Here is a 6,359-nt window from a genome sequence, read left to right as displayed (position 1 = left end):
GGTCCAAACTACCCAACCTCATTGCATCTTTCAATTGCTGTTCATTCATTCCATCCCCATTATCCTCTATTCTTACAAAAGATGCATATCTATCTATTCCAAAAGATATATGTATTTTAGATGCTTTAGCAGAAATGCTGTTGTCAATCAAATCAGCAATTGAAGTCTCTATGGAATATCCGTAAGACCTTGCAGATTGAAATTGGTACTCAGCTTTTGGTCTTATAATATCATATTTTGCTTCTTTATTCTTCATGAGAATTGCTATTTATGAGTTATAATATTTCTTAAGTCACTTGCTGTTATAATTGTATAATGAATATCCAGTAGCTTATGACAGCTAGGGCAAACGAAAATAAAATCATCAGGATTAACCTCACGGGTTAATGATGACTCATCAATTACTCCTATGTAATGTAATTCCATCAAATCATCCCCTAAAGTTCCATATGTGTTCAATGAATTCATATTGCATACAAAGCATGTGGAGATTTCGCCTGTTTTAATAGTATTCTTTTTTAAACGTAGAGTTAGTGGGTTTAATTCCATATTTTTATGGTAATTGAATTTAAAATCCCGTTCCTTAGATGAAACATAAGGCATAATAGGTTCGGCTAATCGTTCCTCTCCTACATTATTCGTAAATTGTTTAATTAAATCAGCCTCTTCTTTCAATTTACCCCGATGCATACGGTATTCATCAAATATCGTTTTCGCCAGTTTACCAGAATTGGATAAACCATCTCCTGCATATCCGGAGTCCATCGCTTTAAAATTACCTAATCTTCTGGCAACCCCACTTGGATTTCTGAATTTCTTTATGTCAGGAATGTTTTTATGTACAGATAACTTTCTGAGTAAATCACTTAGTACAATAACTTTTTCGTTTGATTTATGCATTTGTCCTTGATCTAGGTCAAAGTACAAATCAAGGGCAAGAATCAGTTCCTGCCTAATCCAGTTCGGATTTTTGCCAGGCAGAGCAACTGACTTTTGAACTGAACCAGTGTCTTTATCATTCAAAACTATGACCTGAATTTCCCTCCAAAAATCATTTCTTTTAACATTTTTATATTTTTTATAAATATACAATGCCTCATTTGGTAAAGTCGCGGCCTGTCCACGGGCATCTTTCCAGCCGATTCGGGCGGACTTTTTTAGGTGACTATCAAATGCATCCCGGGCATTTTTCAAACTGTGTTCAAATGAAGATGGCTTTCTATTTTCTCCCAGGTTAGCAAAAAAAAGTTGATATGCATCTTTCCATGAGCTTACTTTTAACTCTATGGGAGGAGCATATTTATTTGCTTTATCTGGCGTTCCAAATTTTGAAAGGAACAAAGCAACTAACCAAAAATTTTGAGAACGTTTCATTTTTAATCCTGGATTCTAAGGCGGACAAATAAGTAATGTAATAATGCATATCCGGTATTCACACTCAAGGCATTACCTGCCTGTTTATAAAGTTGATGCTCACTTACACCCGCCGCTATTGCGTTATCGAAAAAAGGTTGATCAAAACCTTGAAGCTTTAAAGCTTCTGGTGGGGTTAACCTTCGCACAGGCTTTTTAAACAAAACTTCTTTTGCTGTTTCTTTATGAGATTGACCGTTTAAGATATAATCATCGGAATAGTAATTATCCTGGCATGCTCTATGCATTTTAACCATAGTGGCAGTTAATGTCCTAGCTATATCTAGGTCAATCTGAGATTTACTCCAGAAATTTTTAGAGCCGCCATCAAGTATGGTATGTTTTATTTTTTCGGATAGGTAGTATTTCTGGTTAGTTTCCCTCTCCAGAATATCTAAAACATTAGTGTACGTATTCAAACTATGATAATCAATATTATTAAAATTATTGACAATAGCTTCTTCGGTAAGCTCGATTTCTATTTCTTTTTTACTGCAAACAAAAAAGATGCGACTACGCCTTTGTGGCAATCCAAACGACTGCGTATCGAGTACAACATAGTTTACATATTTGTATTCATGTTCTTTGAAGAAGTTAATTATTAATTCCAGCGTTTTGCCTTTGTCATGGTTAATGATATTCCTCACATTCTCAAGGACAACAAACTCCGGCTGTTTTCCTTTTAGAATTTCATGTATACTAAAAAGTATCTTCCCTCTTTCGTCTTCCAGCCCAAGTTGTTTTCCTAATAAACTAAATGCCTGACATGGAAATCCCCCGAGTAACAAGTTAAAATCAGGTAGCTTCCGTATGTTTTCTTTATCATCTGTAAAATTGATGATATCATTCATCTGGACTTCGTCTGCTATATTATAATTAGCAGAGTATGTTGTTTTAGCATGATGGTCAATTTCTGAAAAAGCAACGCACTCAAATTGCCGATCAGTATCCAGAGATAAATGATCAGCCGCATTTCTGAAGCCTCCGATACCTGCAAATAATTCTATATATCTCATTTGTAAAATTTCATTAACTCCTGTCCTATTGTGTGGGCCATTTTTACAGGAACAGCATTACCGATTTGTTTATACGAACTATTTAATCCACCTCTGAATAAATAATCATCGGGAAATGTTTGAATTCTTGCTGCTTCCCTTGGACTTAATCCTCTGGCTTGAGTAGGATGAATATACATGTGGCAATCATATTTCATATGTGATGTGATTGTTTTGATACTTCTGAAGATTTAAGTTTATAATACTTATCGTGAAAAATGTGGTTTCTGTTTTTGTATTTACTTAAATCCTGAATACTTTMATGAAGTGAATTAGCTCCTTCAGGCAGCCGTCTGAATATCTCCAGATCGTTTTCATTATTGTATCTTGACTTATGATTAAATAAATAAGCTGAGCCCCTGCCATTATTTATATCAGTTAAAAAAGCATTCAGAGGTACTTCTGTCTTTCTTATAGCATAACCATGTATCTCCCCGTCAACATCCGGATTCCTGATTTCAGGGTTTGTTGCAATTTCAGGTAGTCCGAACAAGGCATCTTTAAGATTATACTGGCTTTTTATTTTCTTTCTTTTAAGAAGAGTCTGTTTTACCCCCTCCATAAACATAAAATTTCTACCACCAATAAGAATGTATCTATGCCTGCTCTGAGGAACATCAAAACTTTGTGCATCGATTGTTAAAGGAGAAAACGAGTAGCTCTGTTTTGTTTTGTCATTAATATCCTTCTCAATTTCGCTTTCTACGTTTTTCATTCCCCTTACATTTTCCATGATAAAAAAATCAGGGTTTATAAGAGCAAGTAGCTCAACAAAATATTTGTATAAAATATTTCGCTTATCTTCTATGAATCTTTTTTCTTTACTTTCATCATCTATAACATAGTTTCTTCGATTAGCTTTAGAAAAACCCTGACACGGTGGCCCCCCCGCTACTAATTTAATATGTTCAAAAAGATGTTTGTAACTGTTGAAATCATTAAAAAGCTCTTGAATATCTCCGTTAAAGAAACGGTCCAGGGACAGGGTATGGTTGAAATAATAAGTTTCCAGCGCATCTAAATAGTTATCATTAACAAAAGCAGGTTCAAACCCTGCATTTATAAGCCCCTGGCTTAGTCCTCCGGCCCCGCTGAAAAAATCGGCAAATTGATATGTGGAGGTAGGATTCTTTTTCAATTCAGGTAAATACTTTTTTAAAAGAGCATGATTTTTGCCATCATTTTTTCTTATCGTTAGATAAAGATTATTCAGGAGAATAAACAATGGCTCGCCAAGACCGGATTTATATTCTACCGGAATATGATCTTTAGAAGAATTTATAATAGTAAAATGCTCACTATCCAGGATATTCTTAATTTCATTAGCTAACTGCTGGGATTTAAATTTAAACTTCTTATTATAAAATTTATAGTAAAACTCTAACATTGAGTACTTTCTTTTGGCTTGTTTAATAGATTGTGTTTGATTAATCTTCATAAGCAGAAGAATTGAAACTGCTGAAAAATGAAGAAGTGTTAATTTCTCTTTCTTGAATTATCAGAGAGATATCTCCTTTTTGATTTCTTATTTCAGCAATAGAGCTATTGCAATTATTCGCGAGAAGAGGCAATTTATCTGTTTTTTTTTCAAATGAGAGCTTTAATTCCTTGGTACGCATGGTTATAATTTTACTTATTTCCGCACTGAAATGTAAACTTTTTATTTGATTATACCAAAACTTTCTTTTAACGCTAAAAGAGTAGCTTCAATTTTGACCTTTTTCAAATCACACTCCCAAATCTCAACTATCCTCCATCCTTTCTCTATAAGTTTACCTTGTGTTATCTGGTCATTGATGATATTGGTATTGATTTTATTCAACCACCATTCTGTTCTTGTTTTAGGAACCACATAATATTTACAATCTTCATGGCCATGCCAGAAACAACCATGGACAAATATTACTGTTTTATATTTTGGTAACACTATATCGGGTTTACCAGGTAGATCGTTTACATGAATACGATAACGGAAACCGTTTTTATGTAGAAATGTACGCACTAAAAGCTCAGGGGCAGTATCCTTCCCCTTAATCTTGCTCATGTTATAAGAGCGGGTTTCCTTAGAGTGAACATCTGTCATAATTCTTTTAAACCTAACTTAACCAAAATTATTTTCTATTTAGCGAGGCAAATCTTTTTTTTAGTATAATATTCTCTAAGGAGGGAGTCTATAGTTGTAGTTTATCAGACATCCCTATTTTTGAAATATTTAACCTTCTTTTTGTATATACTTAGAAAGTCCTTTTTAATCTTATTATCCTCACAACTTTCGAATGTAATATTAGGATATATTTCATCAATTCTTATACTAGTAATAAATTCATTAGGTACATTTCTTATAAAATTATACTTGGTTATTAGCCCTCTATACACCTTAAAGTCTTTTTGTTTATTAGATGCAATTCCTGTACAATCTACGTTAAGTTCCCATGCCATCCCTAATTTACTTATACTATTAAAAAATATCAGTGTTTGTTCATAGGTTGAAAGCTGGGCTCGCAGAATTTTAACGTATTCGTATTTTTTGGCAAAAGAAATATCATTGTTGTTGTCAATATAGGTTACGATTTGAAAAAGATGTCTAAAAAAATGTCCTAATCTATACTGGTGTCCCCCGAAATATTTTGTTTTACTTTTTGAGGGGAACTTAGCAGGCAGGCCTTCTCCGATCTTATTCTCCCTTTGCCACTTGGCAGATCTTTTATTGAGTTTAGCAATCACCATTTTAATACAAGTCTCCGAATATCTATCCTTTAAAGCATCTTCTATGGAAATTTTCCCTTCCTCACTTAATCCAAAAAATAAACATAAATATGCAACATTATATAAATCTAATTTGTGTACCGGTAGATTTAATCTATCTGCAACCTCATCGATATTCTGAGCGTTCAAATTTGATATTTTATAGGCACTATTATTTTCGAATATACCCCTTATATCCTTGATGATTAAAATCATCTGTTTATGAATCTCGCGTAATGCCTTTCGACCATCATAATATACCACTTCTGCCTTGTCAGGAGCTCGCATCTTTATTGAATCGACATTATCTCTATGATATCTTATCAATTCGAAAACTCGATTTTCGAATTGATTTAAATCATAAGAATCCACCTGGTAAGTGAGTGTTTTATAAAGCAGGTATACACTAACAATTGAAAAAATCCCAGTTAAAGCAGACCCATACCCCTCAAAAACCGTAAAATCCACTGCTATGCTTTTGTTATTAGGCGGATGCTGAAATAACAATTGAATAGACAAAACCAAAAAAATAGCTACAGAAAAGTATAAGATAGTTTTTACTTTTTTTTTCATTTATCAACAATATATTAAACTCATAGACTAATTAGATTTTTTTTACAGATTATACAGGATCCATTTGCCCATCCTTTATTTCAATCTGAGAAATTATTTCGATAACAATCTCAGTCGAAACACTCTTTAATAGAAAATTATCAGTTGAGTAATCTCTTTTTGCGATGAATAGCAGAAGATGCTTTAATACATTCAAAGATAGTATTGAATAATCTACCTTTTCATTTCTAAGTAGCAAAGACAACTCCCTATCGTTAAATGAATAGGTTTGATTAGTGAAGTCGAATAAACTAGATAGCCTCGTCCTGAAATCAACCATCATTTCTTTATCAAATAAATTCTCAAGCTCTTTTTTAAATAATTTAAAAGATTCCAATTTACTAACTGGCCCACTTGAGTAGTCGTATTTAAAAATGTCCCAGTTGTTTTGAAGATTGAGGTTTTTCAAAGGATTATAATCGATATAATCTCTTCCACTATTTACTTTTTTAATTAATTGCTTTAATAACATGCCCGAAACTGGAAAGAATTCAGGAGAAAAATCCAACTTATCTGCATTTAGCTGTACAAGAA

The 6,359-nt window shown here is 33.1% G+C and carries 9 protein-coding genes; all 9 read right to left on the bottom strand.

Annotated elements, in window-relative coordinates:
- Positions 1-256 (bottom strand): ATP-binding protein (locus tag AC1DDX_RS20755; RefSeq protein ID WP_477622513.1); only part of this gene is annotated, 256 nt, incomplete at its 3' end.
- Between the two features lie 8 nt (positions 257-264).
- Complete coding sequence (locus AC1DDX_RS20750) at positions 265-1,374, bottom strand: hypothetical protein (protein ID WP_337717703.1); 1,110 nt, start codon at positions 1,372-1,374, stop codon at positions 265-267.
- A 2-nt stretch (positions 1,375-1,376) separates the two neighbouring features.
- A complete protein-coding gene (dcm, locus tag AC1DDX_RS20745) occupies positions 1,377-2,429 on the bottom strand; it encodes a DNA (cytosine-5-)-methyltransferase (protein WP_337717705.1) in 1,053 nt (350 codons plus the stop codon).
- Positions 2,426-2,608 carry a DNA cytosine methyltransferase gene (locus AC1DDX_RS20740; RefSeq protein WP_477622512.1) on the bottom strand — a complete coding sequence of 61 codons (183 nt, stop codon included), beginning with the start codon at positions 2,606-2,608 and terminating at the stop codon, positions 2,426-2,428. The genes dcm and AC1DDX_RS20740 overlap by 4 nt, the downstream gene beginning before the upstream one ends.
- Before the next feature lie 14 nt (positions 2,609-2,622).
- Positions 2,623-3,906: a DNA cytosine methyltransferase gene (locus tag AC1DDX_RS20735; RefSeq protein WP_477622511.1), complete on the bottom strand. Its 1,284-nt coding sequence runs from the start codon at positions 3,904-3,906 to the stop codon at positions 2,623-2,625.
- Positions 3,896-4,087, bottom strand: a complete 192-nt coding sequence (locus tag AC1DDX_RS20730; RefSeq protein ID WP_477612392.1) for a hypothetical protein — start codon at positions 4,085-4,087, stop codon at positions 3,896-3,898. The genes AC1DDX_RS20735 and AC1DDX_RS20730 overlap by 11 nt, the downstream gene beginning before the upstream one ends.
- Before the next feature lie 41 nt (positions 4,088-4,128).
- A complete protein-coding gene (locus AC1DDX_RS20725) occupies positions 4,129-4,551 on the bottom strand; it encodes a very short patch repair endonuclease (protein ID WP_337717708.1) in 423 nt (140 codons plus the stop codon).
- Positions 4,552-4,655: 104 nt separating this feature from the next.
- Entirely contained in the window at positions 4,656-5,786 is a 1,131-nt protein-coding gene (locus AC1DDX_RS20720; protein WP_337717709.1) for a putative phage abortive infection protein, read from the bottom strand.
- A 49-nt stretch (positions 5,787-5,835) separates the two neighbouring features.
- On the bottom strand, positions 5,836-6,359 hold a 524-nt coding region (locus AC1DDX_RS20715; RefSeq protein ID WP_477622510.1), incomplete at its 5' end, for a hypothetical protein.

The sequence above is a fragment of the Pedobacter sp. 10L46_2 genome (genome assembly GCF_056395165.1).
The sequence above is the reverse complement of the archived record's forward strand: the minus strand, read 5'-3'. Positions and strand labels throughout refer to the sequence as shown.